This window comes from Jatrophihabitans sp. sgz311053, from assembly GCF_056135305.1.
Window position 1 is genome coordinate 868948 of the sequence record NZ_JBWAXP010000002.1, and the last position, 18386, is coordinate 887333.

General features: G+C 72.5%; 17 protein-coding genes. 8 read left to right on the forward strand and 9 right to left on the reverse strand.

Features of this window, described 5'->3' with window-relative positions; genetic code table 11:
* Positions 1–19 precede the first annotated feature (19 nt).
* Together AC0NZQ_RS13040 and AC0NZQ_RS13045 are read right to left on the reverse strand one after the other, a co-directional pair.
* A complete protein-coding gene (locus tag AC0NZQ_RS13040) occupies positions 20–649 on the reverse strand; it encodes a superoxide dismutase (RefSeq protein ID WP_474530274.1) in 630 nt (209 codons plus the stop codon).
* A 90-nt stretch (positions 650–739) separates the two neighbouring features.
* A complete protein-coding gene (locus tag AC0NZQ_RS13045) occupies positions 740–1954 on the reverse strand; it encodes an MFS transporter (RefSeq protein WP_474530275.1) in 1215 nt (404 codons plus the stop codon).
* A gap of 63 nt (positions 1955–2017) precedes the next feature.
* Between AC0NZQ_RS13045 and AC0NZQ_RS13050 the strand changes: the two genes are divergently transcribed.
* Both AC0NZQ_RS13050 and AC0NZQ_RS13055 read left to right on the forward strand, forming a co-directional pair.
* A complete protein-coding gene (locus tag AC0NZQ_RS13050; RefSeq protein WP_474530276.1) occupies positions 2018–2926 on the forward strand; it encodes a LysR family transcriptional regulator in 909 nt (302 codons plus the stop codon).
* A 55-nt stretch (positions 2927–2981) separates the two neighbouring features.
* Positions 2982–3965, forward strand: a complete 984-nt coding sequence (locus AC0NZQ_RS13055) for a sulfotransferase family protein (RefSeq protein ID WP_474530277.1) — start codon at positions 2982–2984, stop codon at positions 3963–3965.
* Here the strand turns inward: AC0NZQ_RS13055 and AC0NZQ_RS13060 are convergent.
* On the reverse strand, positions 3881–4795 hold the full coding sequence (locus AC0NZQ_RS13060) for a hypothetical protein (protein WP_474530278.1): 915 nt from the start codon (positions 4793–4795) through the stop codon (positions 3881–3883). The two genes, AC0NZQ_RS13055 and AC0NZQ_RS13060, sit on opposite strands and share 85 nt — an antisense overlap.
* Before the next feature lie 102 nt (positions 4796–4897).
* Here AC0NZQ_RS13060 and AC0NZQ_RS13065 point away from each other — a divergent pair, with 102 nt between their 5' ends.
* The 5 genes from AC0NZQ_RS13065 (at position 4898) to AC0NZQ_RS13085 (ending at position 11635) form a co-directional block, all read left to right on the forward strand.
* Positions 4898–5380: an OsmC family protein gene (locus tag AC0NZQ_RS13065; RefSeq protein WP_474530279.1), complete on the forward strand. Its 483-nt coding sequence runs from the start codon at positions 4898–4900 to the stop codon at positions 5378–5380.
* 149 nt (positions 5381–5529) lie between these two features.
* Positions 5530–7542: an SDR family oxidoreductase gene (locus tag AC0NZQ_RS13070; protein WP_474530280.1), complete on the forward strand. Its 2013-nt coding sequence runs from the start codon at positions 5530–5532 to the stop codon at positions 7540–7542.
* An 80-nt stretch (positions 7543–7622) separates the two neighbouring features.
* A complete protein-coding gene (locus tag AC0NZQ_RS13075; RefSeq protein ID WP_474530281.1) occupies positions 7623–9482 on the forward strand; it encodes a MinD/ParA family ATP-binding protein in 1860 nt (619 codons plus the stop codon).
* A 36-nt stretch (positions 9483–9518) separates the two neighbouring features.
* Positions 9519–11201: a signal peptide peptidase SppA gene (sppA, locus tag AC0NZQ_RS13080; RefSeq protein WP_474530282.1), complete on the forward strand. Its 1683-nt coding sequence runs from the start codon at positions 9519–9521 to the stop codon at positions 11199–11201.
* On the forward strand, positions 11198–11635 hold the full coding sequence (locus AC0NZQ_RS13085) for a DUF5313 family protein (protein ID WP_474530283.1): 438 nt from the start codon (positions 11198–11200) through the stop codon (positions 11633–11635). The genes sppA and AC0NZQ_RS13085 overlap by 4 nt, the downstream gene beginning before the upstream one ends.
* Before the next feature lie 48 nt (positions 11636–11683).
* Here AC0NZQ_RS13085 and AC0NZQ_RS13090 read toward each other — a convergent pair whose 3' ends face one another.
* Both AC0NZQ_RS13090 and AC0NZQ_RS13095 read right to left on the reverse strand, forming a co-directional pair.
* Positions 11684–12076: a hypothetical protein gene (locus AC0NZQ_RS13090; RefSeq protein WP_474530284.1), complete on the reverse strand. Its 393-nt coding sequence runs from the start codon at positions 12074–12076 to the stop codon at positions 11684–11686.
* A 68-nt stretch (positions 12077–12144) separates the two neighbouring features.
* Complete coding sequence (locus AC0NZQ_RS13095) at positions 12145–12309, reverse strand: hypothetical protein (RefSeq protein ID WP_474530285.1); 165 nt, start codon at positions 12307–12309, stop codon at positions 12145–12147.
* Between the two features lie 491 nt (positions 12310–12800).
* Here AC0NZQ_RS13095 and AC0NZQ_RS13100 point away from each other — a divergent pair, with 491 nt between their 5' ends.
* Positions 12801–15449, forward strand: coding sequence for a SpoIIE family protein phosphatase (locus tag AC0NZQ_RS13100; RefSeq protein WP_474530286.1), 2649 nt, complete (start codon positions 12801–12803; stop codon positions 15447–15449).
* Here AC0NZQ_RS13100 and AC0NZQ_RS13105 read toward each other — a convergent pair.
* Genes AC0NZQ_RS13105 through AC0NZQ_RS13120 form a run of 4 tightly spaced genes read right to left on the reverse strand, consistent with a single transcriptional unit; the run spans position 15400 to position 18372 of the window.
* Positions 15400–16251 (reverse strand): glutathione S-transferase C-terminal domain-containing protein, encoded by an 852-nt coding sequence (locus AC0NZQ_RS13105; RefSeq protein ID WP_474530287.1) that lies wholly within the window; start codon positions 16249–16251, stop codon positions 15400–15402. The two genes, AC0NZQ_RS13100 and AC0NZQ_RS13105, sit on opposite strands and share 50 nt — an antisense overlap.
* A complete protein-coding gene (locus tag AC0NZQ_RS13110) occupies positions 16248–16721 on the reverse strand; it encodes a flavin reductase family protein (RefSeq protein ID WP_474530288.1) in 474 nt (157 codons plus the stop codon). The genes AC0NZQ_RS13105 and AC0NZQ_RS13110 overlap by 4 nt, the downstream gene beginning before the upstream one ends.
* Positions 16718–17206 carry an NADPH-dependent FMN reductase gene (locus tag AC0NZQ_RS13115; protein ID WP_474530289.1) on the reverse strand — a complete coding sequence of 163 codons (489 nt, stop codon included), beginning with the start codon at positions 17204–17206 and terminating at the stop codon, positions 16718–16720. Before AC0NZQ_RS13115 ends, AC0NZQ_RS13110 begins: the two co-directional genes overlap by 4 nt.
* On the reverse strand, positions 17203–18372 hold the full coding sequence (locus AC0NZQ_RS13120; protein WP_474530290.1) for an LLM class flavin-dependent oxidoreductase: 1170 nt from the start codon (positions 18370–18372) through the stop codon (positions 17203–17205). The genes AC0NZQ_RS13115 and AC0NZQ_RS13120 overlap by 4 nt, the downstream gene beginning before the upstream one ends.
* Positions 18373–18386: the final 14 nt, after the last annotated feature.

Sequence of the window (18386 nt, forward strand, 5' to 3'; positions counted from 1 at the left end):
CGGCCAGTCCCGGCGGGTGTCAGGCCGTGGAGGCGCTCGGCGCGAGGCCGGCAGCCCGGGCCGTGGCGAAGCGCCGGGTGACGTCGGCCCAGTTGACCAGGTCCCAGAGCCGGCCGACGTAGTCCGGTCGAACGTTGCGGTACTGCAGGTAGTAGGCGTGTTCCCAGGCGTCGAAGACCAGCAGCGGTGTCGAGCCGAGGCCGACATTGCCGTGGTGGTCGTAGAGCTGCTCGATGATCAGCCGGCCGGAGAGCGGCTCGTAGCCGAGCACGCCCCAGCCCGAGCCCTGGACCCCGGTGGTCGCCGTCGTCAGCCGGGTGCGGAAGGCGTCGAAGGAGCCGAAGTGCTCGTCTATGGCCGCGGCGAGGTCGCCGTCGGGCTTGTCGCCGCCGTCGGGGGAGAGGTTCTGCCAGAAGATCGAGTGCAGGACGTGGCCGGAGAGGTTGAAGGCGAGGGTCTTCTCGAGCCCGACCGTCGCGGTGGGCGAGGCTGACTCGCCCACCTCCGCCAGCTGCTCCAGGGTGTCGTTCGCTCCCTTGACGTACGCGGCGTGGTGCTTGCTGTGGTGCAGTTCGAGGATCTCGCCGGACATCGCCGGCTCCAGCGCGCCGTAGTCGTAGGTCAGGTCGGGCAGGGTGTACGCGGCCATCGGGCCTCCTGTCGTATCGCAAAGAGTTCGCAATAAGACCGTAAACCCCCGAGCGCCCGGTGAGGCAACCCTTATTGCGACATCTTCGCTTTAGGAGCTTGCGCGGGTCGCGGTGTCGTGGAGACCGATCACCAGGGTGGCTGCCGCCAGGTAGCAAGCCCCGACGGTGGCGACCGTCGCCGACCAGCCGCCGGCGGTCCAGGCCAGCCCGATGGCGGTGCCCCCCAGGCCGGAGCCCAGGTAGTAGGCCATCAGGTAGAGCGCGGCGGCATGCGACTTGTGCGTCGCGGCGCGGGCCGAGGTCCAGCCGCTGGCCACGGCATGGGCGCCGAAGAAGCCGGCGGTGAAGATCACCAGGCCGACCAGCAGCACCGCCGGATTCTCGGAGAGGGTGAGGAGCAGCCCCGCCAGGGCGACCCCGATCGAGGCCAGGACCACCGGCCGGCGGCCGGCGCGGCTGGCGAGACCAGCGGCGGCGGTCGAGGTCACTGTCCCGGCGAGGTAGGCGAGGAAGACCAGCCCCACCACCGACGGGGAGAGGTGGAACGGTGCCGCCGTGAGCCGGTACGTCAGGTAGTTGTATGTCCCCACGAAGCCACCCATGAGCAGCAGTGCGAGCAGGCAGAGCCGGACGATGCCGGGGTCGCGCAGGTGCGCGCGGACGGCACCCTGCGCCGGCATCCGACTGCCCGTGTGGCGTCGTCCGGTGGTCAGTCGGCCGAAGCCGACCGTCCCCAGCGCGCCCACGACGGCGAGCGCCGCCATCGCCCACCGCCAGGAGGCGAGCTCGCTCACCGCGGCCGGGACGAGCCGACCGAGCAGGCCGCCGAGCGTCGTCCCGGAGACGTAGACGCCGATGGCGGAGCTGGTGGCTGCGGGTTCGACGACGTCGCCGATGTGGCCCACCGCGACGGCGACCACGGCGGCGAGGGCGAGGCCGTCGGCGGCGCGCAGCAGGAGGAGCAGCCACAGGTTCGGCGCGGCGGCACCCAGCAGCACCGTGACACAGGCGACCGCGAGGCCGGTGGTCATGACCCGGATGCGGCCGAACCGCTCGGCGAGGGCGGACATCGGCACGACGGCGAGGGCCAGGACGCCGGTCGTCACCGAGACGGTGAGGCTCGCGACCGTGGCCCCGACGCCGTAGCTGCGCCCCACGTCCGGCAGCAGCGCCTGGGTCGCATAGAGCAACGCGAAGGCCGAGATGCCAGCTGCCAGCATCGCCCCTCGCAGTCGCCGGAGCTCGGGCGAACCGGCGGCGATGCGGGGCGGGGCAAGGTCGGTCGAGGCGGTCGAGACGGTCACCACGCCACGGTAAGCAGCCGCGCATCCATACCTGAAGCTCGATCGGCGTCGTAGATTCATGCTATGGCGTATGAGACGGCCGGCCTGGCGCCGGGGCTGGAACAGCTCGTCGCAGTGGCGGAGACGGGCAGCATGACCGCGGCAGCCGCGCGACTCGGCTCGCCGCAGCCGACCATCAGCCGCGCGCTGGCGCGACTGACCCGCGAACTCGGCACCGAACTGGTGGTCCGGGAGGGTCGCGGCATCCGGCTCACCCGGCAGGGCGAGCTGCTCGCCGACCACGGTCGGCGGGCGCTGCGAGAACTGCGTGACGGCGTGGCCGAGCTGCGCTCCGACGCGAGTCCGGAGACCGGCCGGGTCGTCCTCGGCTTCCTGCACAGCATGGGACCGCGGGCCGTCCCAGAGCTGCTGCGCAGCTTCCGTCGCTCCCATCCGGGCGTCCGGGTGGGGCTGGTGCAGGATGCTGCCGCTGTCGTCCTCGACGGTGTCGCGGCGGGCCACGTCGACCTGGCCCTCGCCTCGCCGGTGGCGGCCCGTCCGGAGCTCGGCCATCGCGTCCTCGCCCGGCAGCCCCTCGTCGCCGTCGTCCCGCGGGGCCACCGGCTCGCCACCCGAGCCAGGGTGCGGGCCGCCGACCTCGCCGGCGAGGCGGTCATCACCATGCGTCCGGGATACGGCGTCCGCACCATCACCGACGAGCTGCTGCGCGCCGCCGATGTCGCTCGCGACTACGAGTTCGAGACCGACGAGATGACCACCATCGCCGGTCTGGTCGCCGCGGGCTTCGGGGTGTCGGTACTGCCGCGCGGTGCGGCCGCCGGCTCCGACGTCATCGAGCGCCCGCTCGTCGGGCGGCAGAACCACCGGGCCATCTCACTGGCGTGGTCCGCGCGGCGCACCCTCACCGCACCGGTGGCGGCGCTGCGTCATCACCTGCTCGAGCACGGCCCGGCCGAGCTTGCCGCCGCCTGACCAGTTGCCGCGACCAGTACACCTTGTCTACTGATTCGGTGGGTAAAGTACCGGCATGGCTCTGCCGGACTTCTTCCTCGTCGGGGCGCCCAAGGCGGGTTCCACGGCCCTGCACGCGGCGCTACTCGGCCACCCGGGGCTGTTCCTCTCCGATCCGAAGGAGCCCAAGTACTACCTCACCGGCGGGCGTCGCCCGCGGCGTGACGCCCAGCGCGGCCCCGGTGATGCGCACAGCGCGCAGGAATGGGTGTGGCGGCGCGAGCGCTACGAGCAGCTCTTCGACGCCGCACCGTCCGGGACGCTGCGCGGGGAGAGCACGCCGTTCTACCTCTGGGATCGCGACGCCCACCAGCGGATCGCGGCGGACGTGCCCCACGCTCGGCTGATCGCGGTGGTCCGCGACCCGGTCGATCGCGCCTACTCGAACTGGACGCACCTGCGGGCCGACGGCCTCGAGCCCGAGGCGGACTTCCTGCGGGCCTGCGACCTGGAGGAGCAGCGCGCTCGTCGCGGCTGGGCGCCGTTCTGGCGCTACGTCGGGCTCGGGCGATACGGCGAGCAGCTGCAGGCCCTCTACGAGCATTTCCCGCGCGAGCAGGTGAGCGTGGTGCGCTACAAGGAGCTGATCGACGCCCCGGCCGAGACCCTCGACCGGCTGTGCCGCTTCCTCGGCGTCGAGGCGGGCGTCGTGCGCACCATCCCCGGCTCCAACCTCTCCCGCTGGGCCGCCGACGGTGCGATGAACTCGGGGCTGCGTGCCGTGGTCCGGGGCGGCGCCTTCGCCGGTTCGTTCGTCCCGCCGCAGGTGTGGCGGCGCACATCGCGCCCGTTGCTGGCCGCACTGCACCGCGGCGGACATCCGCGCCCGCGACTGGACGTCGCCGTGCGGCGTGAGCTGGTCGGTCGCTTCGCCGACGACGTCGCGCTGCTGGAGTCGCTGACCGGCCGCTCGTTTCAGGACTGGCTGGGCGATTCGGGCCGCGGCACGTACGCGGTCAGGAGCGCGTTGGCGCCGTCGGAACGGGATGCCTCCCAGTAGTACCGCGTCCCCAACGGGGATTCGGCGAGGCTGACGTAGCGGACGGTGCGACCCTCGGGGGTGGGCCCCGCCACCGCGGTGAAGGCGTCGGGTCCGGTCCCGGTGGCGATGCCGGTGCGCTCGAACCAGTTCTCCGCCGCCGACGCGCGACCGTCGTAGAAGGCGACCCATTCGGTGCCGCTGCGGACCACGCTGGTGATGCGCGCGCCGCGGGCGTCCCAGCTGCCGGCGGTGGGGGCGAGGGCGGTCGAGACCTCGGTCCAGGCCAGGCCGTCGCCGCTGGTGAGGTAGACGCTGGTCATGCGGTCGGCCTCGTCGTCGCCCCCGTCCAGGGGATGGCGGCAGGCCCACATCTGCCAGTCCGGACCGCTGCGCCGGACCACGATGTCCTTCCACGCCGTCGTCTGCTCGTCGCCGGGCAGCACGACGGTGCGGCGTCCGGACGACAGCCCCGCCGGGGTCTCGGCCTCGATCGCCTCGACCCACCAGTGCTTGGAGTTCTCCGTCGAGCACGACACGTAGAGCCGCCAGCCGCCGTCCGGCAGCGGGACGAGGGCCGGCCGCTCCAGCGAGGCGCAGCCGAACTGGTCGCTCGTCACCGTCGCGACGGTCTCGAAGTGCTCGCCGTCGTCGGAGCGGGCGACGACGTTGGCGTAGCCGCGCCCCTCGCTGACCGGGCGACGGAGCCGGTAGGCGAGGAAGAACGCACCGTCCTGCCACACTGCCGACGGTCCGCCCGCCCAGTAGCCGGTGCCCTCGCCGGGTGGGGCCACGACGACGGTCGCGTCGGGATCGGCGATGAGCTCGAGCAGCGCGGCAGGGTCGGTCACGTCCTCATCCTGGCAGCCCGCCCGCCCGGTTGTGGCGGCAGCCGACCGGATATGAGCGTCCGCCGCCAAAAACGGTGGGGGGAGGGGCTTAGCCTCGGCGGCGTGACCCGCGAACACCGCTTCCGGACCGAGCTCGCCTGGTCGGGGACCACCGCGGACGGCTACCGCGGGTACGACCGCACGCACCGGGTGGGCGTCCCGGCGGCCGGCCTGCAGCTCATCGCCAGCGCCGACGCTGCGTTCCGCGGTGATCCGGCGCAGGTCAACCCCGAGCAGCTCGTCCTGGCGGCGGCGAGCTCGTGCCAGCTGCTGTCGTTCCTGGCCGTCGCCGCGCGCGAGGGGATCGTGGTGCTGGACTACCGCGACAGCGCCGAGGCGGTGATGCCGGTGACGCGGGAGCCGATGTCGATCACGCGGATCGTGCTCCGTCCCGTCGTCACGGTCGCGGCCGGCACCGATCACGCCGCGGTGGTGCGGGCCGCGCGGCAGGGTCATGACGAGTGCTTCATCGCCAACTCGCTGCGCAGCGAGATCGTCGTGGCGGTGACCGTCCGCGAGCCGGAGGAATCGTCGACCGCGTCGTGACCCGACGTTCGTCAGCGCCGGCAGGCACTCCGTCGCCGCGGGCTCGTCGCAGCCGGCCCGATCCGCGGAGCGATCCTGCCGCGGGCGCGTCTCGGCTGACCGGCCCGGTCCGGGTGGCTTATCTGTGACAGTTCGGCGAGGATGCCGACATGGGGTACTTCGTGACCGGCGCGACCGGCTTCATCGGACGGTTCCTTCTGGCCGAGCTGCTCGACCATCGCGAGGGCCCGATCTACTGCCTGTGCCGGGCCTCGTCGCTGGACCGGATCGACGACCTCAAGGCGCGCCTAGGTGACGGCGACGGCGGCGACGAGCGCATCATCCCCATCGTCGGTGACGTCACCAGCGAGCGGCTGGGCGTCTCGGCCGAGGACGTCGACCGGCTGCAGGGGCAGGTCGAGCATTTCTTCCATCTCGCCGCCATCTACGACCTCACTGCCGACGCCGAATCGCAGCGGGCGGCGAACGTCCTGGGGACGCGGCATGCGCTGGCGATCGCCGGCGCGGTCGGGGCCGAACACTTCCACCAGATGAGCTCCATCGCTGCCGCCGGTCTCTACAAGGGCGTCTTCACCGAGGAGATGTTCGACGAGGCGCAGGACGTCGAGCACAACCCCTATTACCTGACCAAGCACCAGGCCGAGGCCGAGGTCCGCACGAGCAGCGGCGTGCCCTGGCGCATCTACCGTCCCGGCGCGGTCGTGGGGCACTCCGAGACCGGGGAGATCGACAAGGTCGACGGGCCCTACTACTTCTTCAAGACCATTCAGCGGCTGCGCGGGGTCACCCCGTCGTGGTTCCGCGGCATCGGCATCGAGGGCGGCGAGATCAACATCGTCCCCGTCGACTACGTCGTCAAGGCCATGGACCACCTCGCCCACCTACCTGACCTGGACGGCAGGACCTTCCACCTCACCGACCCCGAGCCGCTCACGGTCGGCGGCCTCTTCAAGGCGCTGACCAAGGCGGCGAAGGCGCCGCAGCCGACCGTCAACCTCGACGCGCGGGCGCTGGACGCGCTCCCGGCCCGGCTGACGTCCACGCTGTCGCGGCTCCCCGTCGCCCGGCAGCTCACCGATCTGGCGCTGGCCGAGCTGGGTATCCCGCGCGAGTCGTTCGCCTACCTGACCTACCCGACCCACTTCGACTCCACCTACACCCGCGACCTGCTCGCTGGTTCCGGCATCGAATGCCCGAAGTTCGCGATGTACGCCCAGCATCTCTGGGAGTACTGGGAGCGGACGTACAGCCCCGACCGGCGCAAGGACAAGCAGCTCGCCCGCGCCATCAAGGGCAAGACGGTGATGATCACCGGGGCCTCGTCGGGCATCGGCCGCGCGACGGCGCTGCGGGTCGGCGCCGCCGGCGGCCGCGTCGTCCTCGTCGCCCGCGGTGTGGAGAAGCTCGAGCAGACCCGCGTCGAGATCGAGGATCTCGGCGGCACCGCGTTCGTCCATCGCTGCGACCTCGCCGACCTCAGCGACATCGAGCGGATGGCCAAGGAGGTGCTGCAGGAGCACGGCCGCATCGACGTGCTGGTCAACAACGCCGGCCGCTCGATCCGGCGCTCCATCGCGCTGAGCTACGACCGCATGCACGACTTCGAGCGCACTATGCAGCTGAACTACTTCGGCCCGGTGCGGCTGATCCTGTCGTTGCTGCCCATCATGCGGCAGACCTCGCCGGACGGCCGCAAGGGCGGCCACATCATCAACGTCAGCTCGATCGGTGTGCAGACCAACATCCCGCGCTTCTCGGCCTACGTCGCGTCGAAGGCGGCGCTGGACGCCTTCTCCCGTTGCATCGCCTCGGAGGTGATCGACGACGGCGTGCACCTGACGACCATTCACATGCCGCTGGTCCGGACGCCCATGATCGCCCCCACCAAGATGTACGACCGGTTCCCGACCATGACGCCGCCCGAGGCCGCGGACATGATCTGCAAGGCCATGATCCGCAAGCCCAAGAAGGTGGGGACGCCGCTGGGCAACGCCGGCGCGCTGGCCTACCAGGTCGCGCCGAAGGGTGTCGATGTCGTCCTCAACGCCGGGTACAAGCTCTTCCCCGACTCGCACGCCGCCAAGGGCGGCAAGAACAAGAACGATCAGCCGTCGACGGAGAGTGTCGCCTTCGCTCATATCCTGCGTGGCGTCCACTGGTGACCTGGTACCCGATGATCGTCATCGGGCATGGTCTGGGGCGGTGATCCGGGCGTGAGGCCCGGCCGTCGGGAGGAGCGAGGGTGAGCAGCGAGAACGACGAGCGGCGCGACGGCGACCGGGACGAACCGACCTACGTCGGCGACCCCTACGAGACCAGGCCGGCGCCGCCGGAGGAAGGCACCGCCCCGCCGGCCGACCGCGCGACCGGTGAGGCCGACGACGGCGGGTACCCGCGCCCGCCGACCTTCGTCGAGTCCGGCGACTGGTCGAACCCGTCCTACGCCGAGTCGCCGTCGGACACCGAGCCCCCGCCGTGGCAGCAGCCGCAATGGCAGCAGCCGCCGGCCGAGTGGCAGCAGCCGCCGGCCGAGTGGCAGCAGCCGCCGGCCGAGTGGCAGCAGCCGCCGGTCGGGTCGGAATGGCAGCAGCCTCCCGCTGAGTCGCAGTGGGAGCAGCCGCCGGCCGAGGCGCAGTGGCAGCAACCGCAATGGCAGGAGCCGCCAGCAGAGTCGCCGTGGGAGCAGCCGCAGGCCGAGCAGCCGACAAGCGGGCAGCCGACAAGCGGGCAGCCGACAAGCGGGCAGCCGACAAGCGGGCAGCCGACAAGCGGGCAGCCGACAAGCGGGCAGCCGACAAGCGGGCAGCCGACAAGCGGGCAGCCGCAGTGGGGGCAGCCCCCGACTGGCTACGCCGAGGCGGACTCCGGCGACCAGCACGGGTGGGCGCCGAGCAGCGAACCGGCCACCGGGTCGTCCCCTGAATTCCCCGCCGAGTCGAGTCCTGCCGAGGAGTCCGGACCAACGCACGCGGCGCCGCCGTGGCCGCCGGCCGGGCAGCAGCCCGTCCCGCCGCCCGCCGCGGCGCCGTCGCAGTCCGGTCTCCCCGCAGACTTGCCGCCGCAGCCCCCGCCGGGCGCGCCCGTCGCGGCGCCGGTGGGGTACGCCGGGGCTTACCCGCCCGACCGGCAGCCCCGCCCGGAGGATCTGCTCGTCGTCACCGCCACGGACAGCGCGGCGGCGCCGGCCAGCTGGGGCTGGCGTGGCCGTCTCAACCGGGCCAGTGGCGGCCTGATCAAGGCCAAGGCGGCACCGGCCGAGGTGGCCGCCCGGGAGGCGATCAAGCGGATCCAGCGCAGCTTCTCCCGTCCCATGACGGTGGTGGTGGTCCAGCCCAAGGGCGGGGCCGGCAAGACACCGACCACCATCTGCCTCTCGGCGGCCTTCGGCGCACACCGCGGCGGGTACGTCGTCGGGTGGGACGACAACGAGACCCGCGGCACGCTCGCTGTCCGGGTGCGCAACCCCGACAATCAGCAGGCCACCGTCTGGGATCTGCTCAGCGACCTCGACGCCTTCGAGCGTTCCGATGCGCGCGTCGGCGACCTGAGTTACTACGTACGTGCGCAGCCGGATGCCTACTTCGACGCGCTGGTCAGCGACGACAACCCCGGCAACATGGCGCAGATCGGTGACGCCGAGTTCAACCGGCTGCACCGGGTGCTGCAGCGCTTCTACCGCATGATCGTCATCGACACCGGCAACAATGTCCGCTCCGCCAACTGGCAGGCAGCCGTCAATGCCGCGGACCTCGTGGTCGTCGTCTCCACCTACCAGCGAGACGTCGGCTTCAGCGCCTCCTGGGTGCTCGACCACCTCGCTCAGACCGGCCGCGAGGAGCTGGCACGCAACGCGGTCACCGTGCTCACCGCCGCCGATCCCACCTCGGACAAGCAGGTGCGCGAGGAGCTGCTGCAGCACTTCTCGCAGCGCACCCGCGCGGTCGTGGAGATCCCCTACGACCAGGAGCTCGCCCACGGGGGGCCGATCAGCTGGCTCGCCATGCAGCCGGCCACCCGCAACGCCTGGGTGGAGGCCGGCGCAACCGTCGCCGACGCGCTGAGCGAGATCGAACAGCGGGCGCTGCAGGCACGACGCGCGTGACCGGGGCGGCGCCGAGCCGCTGAGTAGCGTGGCCTCATGGCCTCCCTCCCGATCCCCGGCCGCCGCGCGTCGGTGCTGCTCGAACTCGACCTCACCGCCGAGCCGCTGGAGGTCGAGCCGGACGATCTGATCGGCAAGCTGCGGACGCGACACCAGCCGCGACTGCGGGCCGTGCTGCGCACGCTGCACGAGGCGGGCCGGGACGACGCCGTCCGCGGCCTCGTCGTGAAGGTCGGCGGCGGGCTGCCGTGGGCGACGGTCCAGGAGTTGCGCTCGGGGTTGCTGGCCTTTGCCGCGAGCGGCAAGCCCACGTTGGCCTGGGCGGAGTCGCTGGGGGAGAGCGGCGGCGGGACGGCCGACTACGTCCTGGCGACGGCCTGCGGCGAGATCTGGCTGCAGCCCTCCGGCGAGGTCGGCCTCACCGGCGTCGCCGCCGAGACGACCTTCCTGCGTGGCGCCCTGGACAAGCTGGGCATCGAACCCCAGCTCGACAAGCGCTACGAGTACAAGAACGCCGCCGACCGCATCACCCGGAGCGACTTCACCCCTGAGCACCGCGAGGCCATGGACCGGATCGTGGCCTCGACCTGGCAGTGGGCCGTCACCGCGATCGCCGCCGCGCGACGCCTCGACCCGGCCGAGGTGGAGCGTCTGGCCACCGTCGCCCCGCTGGGTGCCGAGACGGCACGCGACGCCGGTCTGATCGACCGGCTCGGCTATCGCGACGAGGTCTATGCCCACCTGCGCGAGACCACCGACGCGGCGGCCGAGCTGCTCTTCGCCGATCGGTGGACGCCTCGCCCGCGTCCGGCCGCGACGCTCGTTTCCCGTCGGCGCGGCCATGTGGCGCTGGTCGAGGCGCACGGCGACATCGTGCCGGGCCGCAGTCGGCAGAGTCCCCGCGGCCATCAGGTCGGCAGTGACTCCGTCTCCGCAGCGCTGCGCGCCGCCCGCCGCGACGAGCGGGCTCGCGCCGTCCTCTTCCGGGTCGACTCGCCGGGTGGCTCCGCGGTCGCCTCGGACACCATCTGGCGCGAGGTGGAGCTCGTTCGCCGTGCGGGCAAGCCGGTGATCGTCTCGATGGGGGCGGTCGCGGGTTCGGGTGGCTACTACATCGCCTGCCCGGCCGACGTCATCGTCGCCCAGCCGGGGACGATCACCGGCTCCATCGGCGTCCTCGGCGGCAAGGCCGTGGTGAGCGGCCTGCTGGAGCGCCTCGGCCTGGGGACGGGGGCGGTCGAGCACGGTGGCTCGGCGCGGATGTTCTCGGCGCGCCGGGGCTTCAGCGACGACGAGCGCGAGCGGCTGGGGCAGATGCTCGACCGGATCTACACCCAGTTCGTGCAGAAGGTCGCCGACGGCCGCTCGATGTCCTACGACGCCGTGCACGAGGTGGCGCGCGGGCGGGTCTGGTCCGGCAGCGACGCCGTCGGCAACGGGCTCGTGGACGTCCTCGGCGGGTTGCGGGACGCCGCCGCCATCGCCCGCGAGCGAGCCGGCCTGGCAGATGACGCACCGGTCCGTCCGGCGCTGCAGCTGCCGCCGCTGGCCCGGCTGGGACGACCGCGCTCCAGCGAGGACCCGCGGGCGCTGGCCGCCTCGACGACGCTGTCCCTCGCCGGGCTGGGTGCCGAGGCCGCCGAGCTGGCGATCAGCGCGCTGGCCGACTCGGGACTGCCCGGCGGGGCACTGCGCATGCCGGGGATCCGGCTGCGATGACACCGCCGTCGGCCGCCGCCTCGGCGCCGCGGCCGCGGCCGGGACCGTGGCGGTGGCTGCGGTACGCGCTGTGGTTCCCGCTGCCGCCGCGCTACCGCGAGTGGGTGCTCTACGACTGCACCTGCCGGACCTGGGTGCTGCGGCATCTGGCGCGGACCCTCGCGCTCGCCGTCCCGCCGATCGCGGCCATCGTGCTGTTCCTGCCCGCCAGTGCCGGACTGCGCGGTCTCACCGCCTTCGTCGCGACGGCCTGCGCCATCCTCTTCGTCACGCTCTACGTCAACGAGGCGACCGAGCACCGGCTGGGTCAGGCCGGCTATCCCTGGGGGACGGGGGAGCGAGTCCGGATGCAGCGCAGCGAGGTCGCCGAGTTCAACGCCCGGGTGGCCCGATACGAGCGACGGCAGCGGCGCTCGAACCGGCACCGCCGCTGAAACGTCGGTCAGAAGACTGAAACGTCGGTCAGAAGACTGAGGCGTCGGTCAGAAAACGACGTCACCCGGCTCGTGTGGGACGGTCAGCTTGGGCACGCCGCCGAGGCCGAGGTTGTAATGCACGGCGCCGGGGTACTCGGCCAGCTTCTCCCAGAGCACCGCATGCGCTGCCCAGGGCAGCGGCTCGTCGCCGTCGCGCCATCGCTCGCCGAAGGTGATCCAGACCAGCGTCCAGCGCTCGGCGTCGTCCCAGGCGCCGTTCTTGGCCTCGATGAGCGAGCGGCGGATCTGGAAGGCGAGGCGTCGCGGGTCGGGGAAGATCGTGGTGGTGTGGACGAGCCAGACGCGCAGGTCCTGCGACATGAGGTCGAGCTCGAAGTCGGGCAGCACGTCGGGGTCGACCAGAACGGTCGCGACGTTGTCGAATCCCTGCGGTCTCATCGCCGTCGATGGTACGAAGGCAGACCGACAGCGGGTAGCGGTCGACCCGGAGGCCGACGCGAGCGAACTCAGACCAGGCAGGCGTCGAGGATCCGCTCGCGGGTCGCGCGGACGGCGTCGGCGAGGGTGTCGGTGCGCTGCAGATAGCCGAGGAACATGGCGACGATGACGCGGGCGGAGATGCCGGGGAACTCCGAGGTCAGTTCTTCGAGGGCGCGGTCACGCTGGGACATGAGTGTCTCCGGGGGTGAGACGGGTACCGGTCGCCACGAGGTGGGGGGCGTGTCGATCGGCCTGGCGGGGTGCTCACAGCGAGGGTGGGGGTCACGCTGCGTGGTGCTTGATGCCTAAATCAAACCAGAGATAGCGGCGCCGGCAAGACTCACGGGACAGGTGACGGCAATGCCCGATATTACCGAGAAGGACGACACTTTCCGACAATGCCCATGCGCTCAGCGTCCTTTCATGCCGGGCCAAACGGACGAATGCCGCGAGGAGGATGGCCGACCCGGCTGATCCGCGTCCGAGGTCGGCGATGTCATGGCACGCGGCCACCGGCTCGCTGGCGTGAGATGGACGTAAAGGTGTGGTGGCTGCGATCCGCATCGACGACGGGCGCGCGCGACCTGGTCCGCTTCGGGTGGAATGATCACAGCCGCGGTGACGGGTGCCACGTCGCACCCGCCGCCCGTCGAACGTCGCATCGGCAACGGCAGGGGCAGCGGTGAGCACGGACGGGGCGCGCGCTCCCGGCGCGGACGTCGGCGTCGCCCTCGGCGGCGACTCCTTCGGCGGGATCGTCGACAACTTCGGCGTCGGCTTCGTGCTCGTCGGCCGGAACTGGCGGATCCTGCGGATGAATCTCGCCGCCGAGCAGATCCTGGGCCGGGACGCGGCCGAGCTGCTGGACACCGACCTGTGGCAGCAGTTCCCGGGCGCCCGCGAGCTCGAGTTCGGTCGCGTGTACGAGCAGGTGATGACCACGCGGCAGCCCGCGGCCTTCCAGGCGTACTACCCGGGGCTGCAGTCCTGGTTCGAGCTGCGCGTCCAGCCGGCCGAGGAGGGCATCGGCTGCTTCTTCCTGGACGTCACCGACCGCCACCTTGCCGAGGAGCGTGCCGCCGTCGCGGTCGCGCGCGCCGAGTTCATCCGCGAGGTCACCGACGCCCTGTCGTCCAACCTGGACGTCGTCTCGAACGTCAACCGGCTGGCCCGGCTGGTGGTGCCCCATCTCGGCACCTGGTCGATCGTCTCGATCGCCGAGCCCGACGGCACCCTCGTCGACACCGCATGGTGGCACCCCGATCCCGCGCGGCTGCGGCTGGTGGACCGCTACGTCGAGGTCCGGCAGCAGGCCATGCCCGGCACCATCGCCGACGAGGCGCTGCAGGAACGGCGCCCGGTCGCCCTGCTGGCCGACGCCCACGTGCGGATCCGGAGCAGGCTCGAGGGCGAGGCGCTGGCCCGCTTCGACGAGCTCGCGCCGGTCGGTTCAGCCGTCCTGCCGATGGTGGCGCGCGGTCGCACCATCGGTCTGCTGTCGCTCTACAGCGACGAGGTGCTCACCGAGGAGCAGTACGAGACGGCCAAGGACGTGGCGGCCAGGGCGGCGTTGGCCCTGGACAACTCGTTGGCCTACGGCCGGGAGTCCGCCGCTCGGGCCGACGCGGAGTCGGCGCGCGCGGCGGCGGTGGCGGCCACCGGCCGACTGGCCCTGCTGGCCCGGGTCGGCGAGGCGCTGTCGGGAGGCGAGCACCCCGACGTCGCAGTGGGGAGGCTGGCGAGGCTGGTGGTCCCGCAGCTGGCCGACTGGTCCATCGTCACCGTCGTCGACGACGAAGGCGAGGCGCGCAACATCGGCTCGGCCCACCGCGACCCCGAGCTGGAGCCCCTGGTCGTGGCCTACGCCGCCCGCCGCTCGGCGAGCCTCACCGAGGAGTCGCCGCTGCGGACGGCGCTGCGCAGCGGGCAGACGTGGCGCTCGGACGCGGTGGCGGAAGAGTTCGTCCAGCGAGTGCAGCCGGATCACGACGCCATCGGGCTGCTCGACCGGCTGCACCCGCACGGTGTCGCCGTCATCCCGTTGACCGCGCGGGGCCGGGTCTTCGGCGCCCTGACTCTCGTCACCACCCACGAGCGGGGCAGCCACACCGCCGACGAGCTCGCGGTCGCCCAGGAGGTCGCCCGGCGGGCGGCGCCGGTCCTGGACAGTGCCCGCTCGGCCCACCGCGCGCGCCAGCTGGCCGAGGTCGTGCAGCGCAGCCTGCTCTCGGTACCGGCGGTGCCGCCCGGCCTGGACATCGCCGTCCGGTACCGCCCGGCCCAGGCCGACAACGAGGTCGGCGGCGACTGGTACGACCACTTCGACCTGCCCGACGGCTCCACCTTCGTCGCGATCGGCGACGTGATGGGGCACGACATCGACGCCATTGCCGCCATGGCCCAATTGCGCACCCTGATGCGCGCAGCAGCCTGGACGGCGCGCCGCTCCCCGGCCGAGGTCGTCACCGACACCGACAGCGCCAACCGTGCGCTGGGTCCGGGCATGCTGGCGACCTGTCTGGCCGCCGTCCTGGAACCGCAGCAGGACGGCACGGTCGCCATGCGGTGGTCCTCGGCCGGCCACCCGCCGGCGCTGGTGGTGGAGCCGGACGGGTCGGCGCGCCTGCTCGACGACATCGAGCTTGATCCGCCGCTGGGCGTGCGCACTATCGTGCCGCGCCGGGACCACAGCGCCACGTTGACTCCCGGCGCGACGCTGGTGCTCTTCACCGACGGTCTGGTCGAGCGGCGCGGACGGCTGCTGGACGACGGTCTGGCCGAGCTCTGCCGTGTCGCGGTCGAGCACCGCCACCTGGACCTCGACGGGCTGCTCGACGGACTCTTCGCCCGGCTCGCGCCCTCGGGGTCCCGGCACGACGACGTGGCGGTCCTCGCGCTGCGGGTGGCCCCCGTCGCGGCCGGGAGCGGGGATCGGCTGCTCGTCCGGCTGGTTCCGGACACCGCGGCACCGGCGACGGCTCGTGATCACCTGCGCGCCTACACGCGTGGCATGCCCGACCAGCTCGTCCAGGACGCCGCGCTCATCACCTCGGAGCTGGTGACGAACGCGCTGCGGCACGGCGCCCCGCCGATCACCCTCGACATCCGCCGCATCCCGGAGGGCGTTCGCGTCGCGGTGAACGATCGCAGTGACGACTACCCGGTGCTGCCCGGCCGCGACCCGGCCACCACCTCGACCTCGGGCCGGGGTCTGCTGCTCACCGACCTGCTGGCGACCTCGTGGGGGATCGACCCCGCCCCGGCGGGCAAGACCGTCTGGTTCACGATGATCGGCGAGGCCAAGGTGGTAGATCTGCAAGCGGTGCGCTGAAGCGCGTGAAGTCGGTCGTCGTGGCGAAGGCGTCGAGCTCCCAGAGCCGCTGCGCCCAGGCCCAGAGGCCGGGCAGGCGGTCCAGCCGCGGGCCGATGGCGTTGTGGGCGTTGGCCCCGGCGTCGTAGCGGACCAGCTGCACCCAGAGCCGGACGTCAGCGTCGGTGAGCTGCCCGCCCACCAGGTAGGTCCGGGAGCGCAGTTCGTCGTCGAGGTCGGCCAGCGAGCGGCGCAGGGTGGCGGCGGCAGTGCTGCGGTAGACCGCGCAACCGAGCTGCGCCTCCACCTCGGTCGCCACCCGGCGGGTCATGGCGTCCAGCTCCGGGACGAGCGCGGCCGGGCGCAGGCCGCTGTCGCCGAAGGCGCCGATGAGGTCCAGGCCGATGCTGACCGGGGAGTTGCTGCGGACGCCGGCGACGGCGCGATCCCAGAGCACGGGGACGCTGACGGCACCGCCGTAACCGGGATCGGTGGCGAGGTAGGCCTCGGCGAGCAGGGTGAAGCCGTTGACCGGGTCGGCGCCCGTGTCCGGCCGGAAGGCCCAGCCGCGACCGTCGCGCAGGGTGTCGACGTAGGACATCGACACGACGTCCTGCAGGCCGGCCAGCTGCCGCAGGATGGCCAGCCGGTGCGACGCCGGGCAGGCCCAGCCGCCGTAGAGGTGGAAGCGTCCGGGCACGACCTCGGCCGGGGCGATGCGGCCGGCGAAGGTCGGTGCGACCCGGGCAGGACGGCGGTACTCGCCCCACGCCGCGGCGTCGACGTCGGTGGCGAAGGTCGAGGCGAGGGCGACGGCGGTCATGCGAGCTCCCGATACGTGCTGGCGTGGAAGACGAGCGGCGCGATGTGCTCGGCGACGTCGAGGTCGTGGACGGCGAAGACCACGATGTCGTGGTCGCCGGCCCGGACCTGCTGCGCCACCGAGCACTCGAACCAGGCTGCGGCGTCATCGAGCAGGACGGCGCCGCCGTCGCGGCGTTCGTACGGCACCCCGGCGAAGCGGTCGGCACCCTTGGCGGCGAACTGGCGGCTCACCTGGCCCTGGCCGGCGGCGAGGACGCTGATCCCGATTCGCTCGGATTCGCGCAATACCGGCCAGGTGGCCGATGAGTGGGCCACGCAGACCGAGACCAGCGGGGGCTCGAGCGAGACCGAGGTGAAGGAGTTGGCCGCCATGCCCACCGGCGCGCCGTCGACCACCGCGGCGAGGGCGGCCACGCCGGTCGGGAACGCGCCGAAGACCCGGCGCAGGTCGAGTCCGGTGGCGGTCATGAGGTCTCCAGTCCCAGCGTGCGGCGGGCGGTGCGGACCCAGTCGTCGAGCTCCGTCGACGCCTGCCAGTCGCTGTCGAGCAGGAAGAGGCCGGGCGTCGGCGTCGCCGCCCCCAGCTCGGCCAGCAGCGGCTTGAGGTGCAGTTCGGCGGCGAGGGCATGCCGCCAGTGACCGCCCAGCATGAGCGCGACGGCGGGGAGGCCGTCGAGGGCGCCGCCACCGATGCGGTCCAGGAACAGCTTGAGCAGTCCGGTGTAGGTCGCCTTGTAGGTCGGACTCGCGACCACCAGCAGGGAGCTGTCCTGCACCCGCTGGACGGCGTCGGCGACGGCCTCGGAGGACCAGTCCAGCAGTGCCGGACCGAAGCTGGCGAGGTCGATGTCGACATCGGCGGGGCGACCGGTGAGTCGTTCGGCCACCAGGTGGGCGGCCTGCCAGGTCCGCGACTGCGGCTTGGGGTTGCCGACGACGACGACGGTGCTCACGACGACGCCGCCGGGAGGAAGGCGTTGTGACCGGTGCCGGCGGTGGCCGTCCCGGTGAAGAGTCCACGCTCGACCAGCTGCGGGATGACGCCCTCGCCGAACCAGTAGAGCTCTTCCAGGTGCGGGTAGCCGGAGAGGACGAACTCGTCGATGCCGACGGCGACGTACTCGGCCATCCGGTCGGCGACCTCGGCGTGGCTGCCGACCAACGCCGTCCCGGCGCCGCCGCGGACCAGCCCGACGCCGGCCCAGAGATTCGGTGCCACCTCCAGGTTGTGCGGGTCGCGCCAGGAACCGCTCGCGCGGGCGTTCTCGTGCAGTGCCCGCATCCGCGCCTGTCCGGTCGACTCGCTGCGCGCCAAACCCTGCTGGGCGGAGGCGACGACGTCCTCGCCGAGGGCGTCGACGAGCTGCCCGGCCTGCCGCCACGCCTCCTCGGCGGTGTCGCGGGTGATGACGTGCAACCGGATGCCGAAGCGCACCTGCCGGCCCTCGGCCGCGGCCAGGCCCCGGATCCACTCGATCTTGCGCTGCACCGCCGCCACCGGCTCGCCCCACGTCAGGTAGACATCGCTGTGACGCGCCGCCACCGGGCCGGCGGCGGGGGAGGACCCGCCGAAGTACAGCGGCGGGACCGGGTCGGGCAGCGTGGGCAGGTGGGCGCTGTCGATGTCGAGGTGGGTGCCCCGGTGGGTGACGGTCTCGCCGGCCCAGAGCCGTCGAACCACCGAGAGGAACTCGTCGCAGCGGGCGTAGCGCTCGTCCTTCGAGAGGTGGTCGCCGTAGGCGCGCTGCTCGTGTGCCTCGCCGCCGGTGACGACGTTGAGCAGCAGCCGTCCCGGCGCGTGGGTGGTGAAGGTCGCCGCCATCTGCGCGGCGAGGGTGGGGGAGACGAGGCCGGGTCGAAAGGCGACGAGGAAGGCGAGCCGCTCGGACTCGCGGGCGAGCATCGCGGTGGTGAGCCAGGCGTCCTCGCACCACGCCCCGGTCGGGGTGAGCGCGCCGGTGAAGCCGAACTCCTCGGCGGCCCGTGCCAGCGAGGAGAGGTATCCGATGGAGGCGCGCCGGTCCCCCGAGGCGACGCCGCGGGGCAGGCCGTGGCCACCGCCGACGATGAAGCGGGAATCCCCGTAGGTCGGCAGGAACCAGTGCAGCTGCAGTGTCATAAGTGAGCAGATCT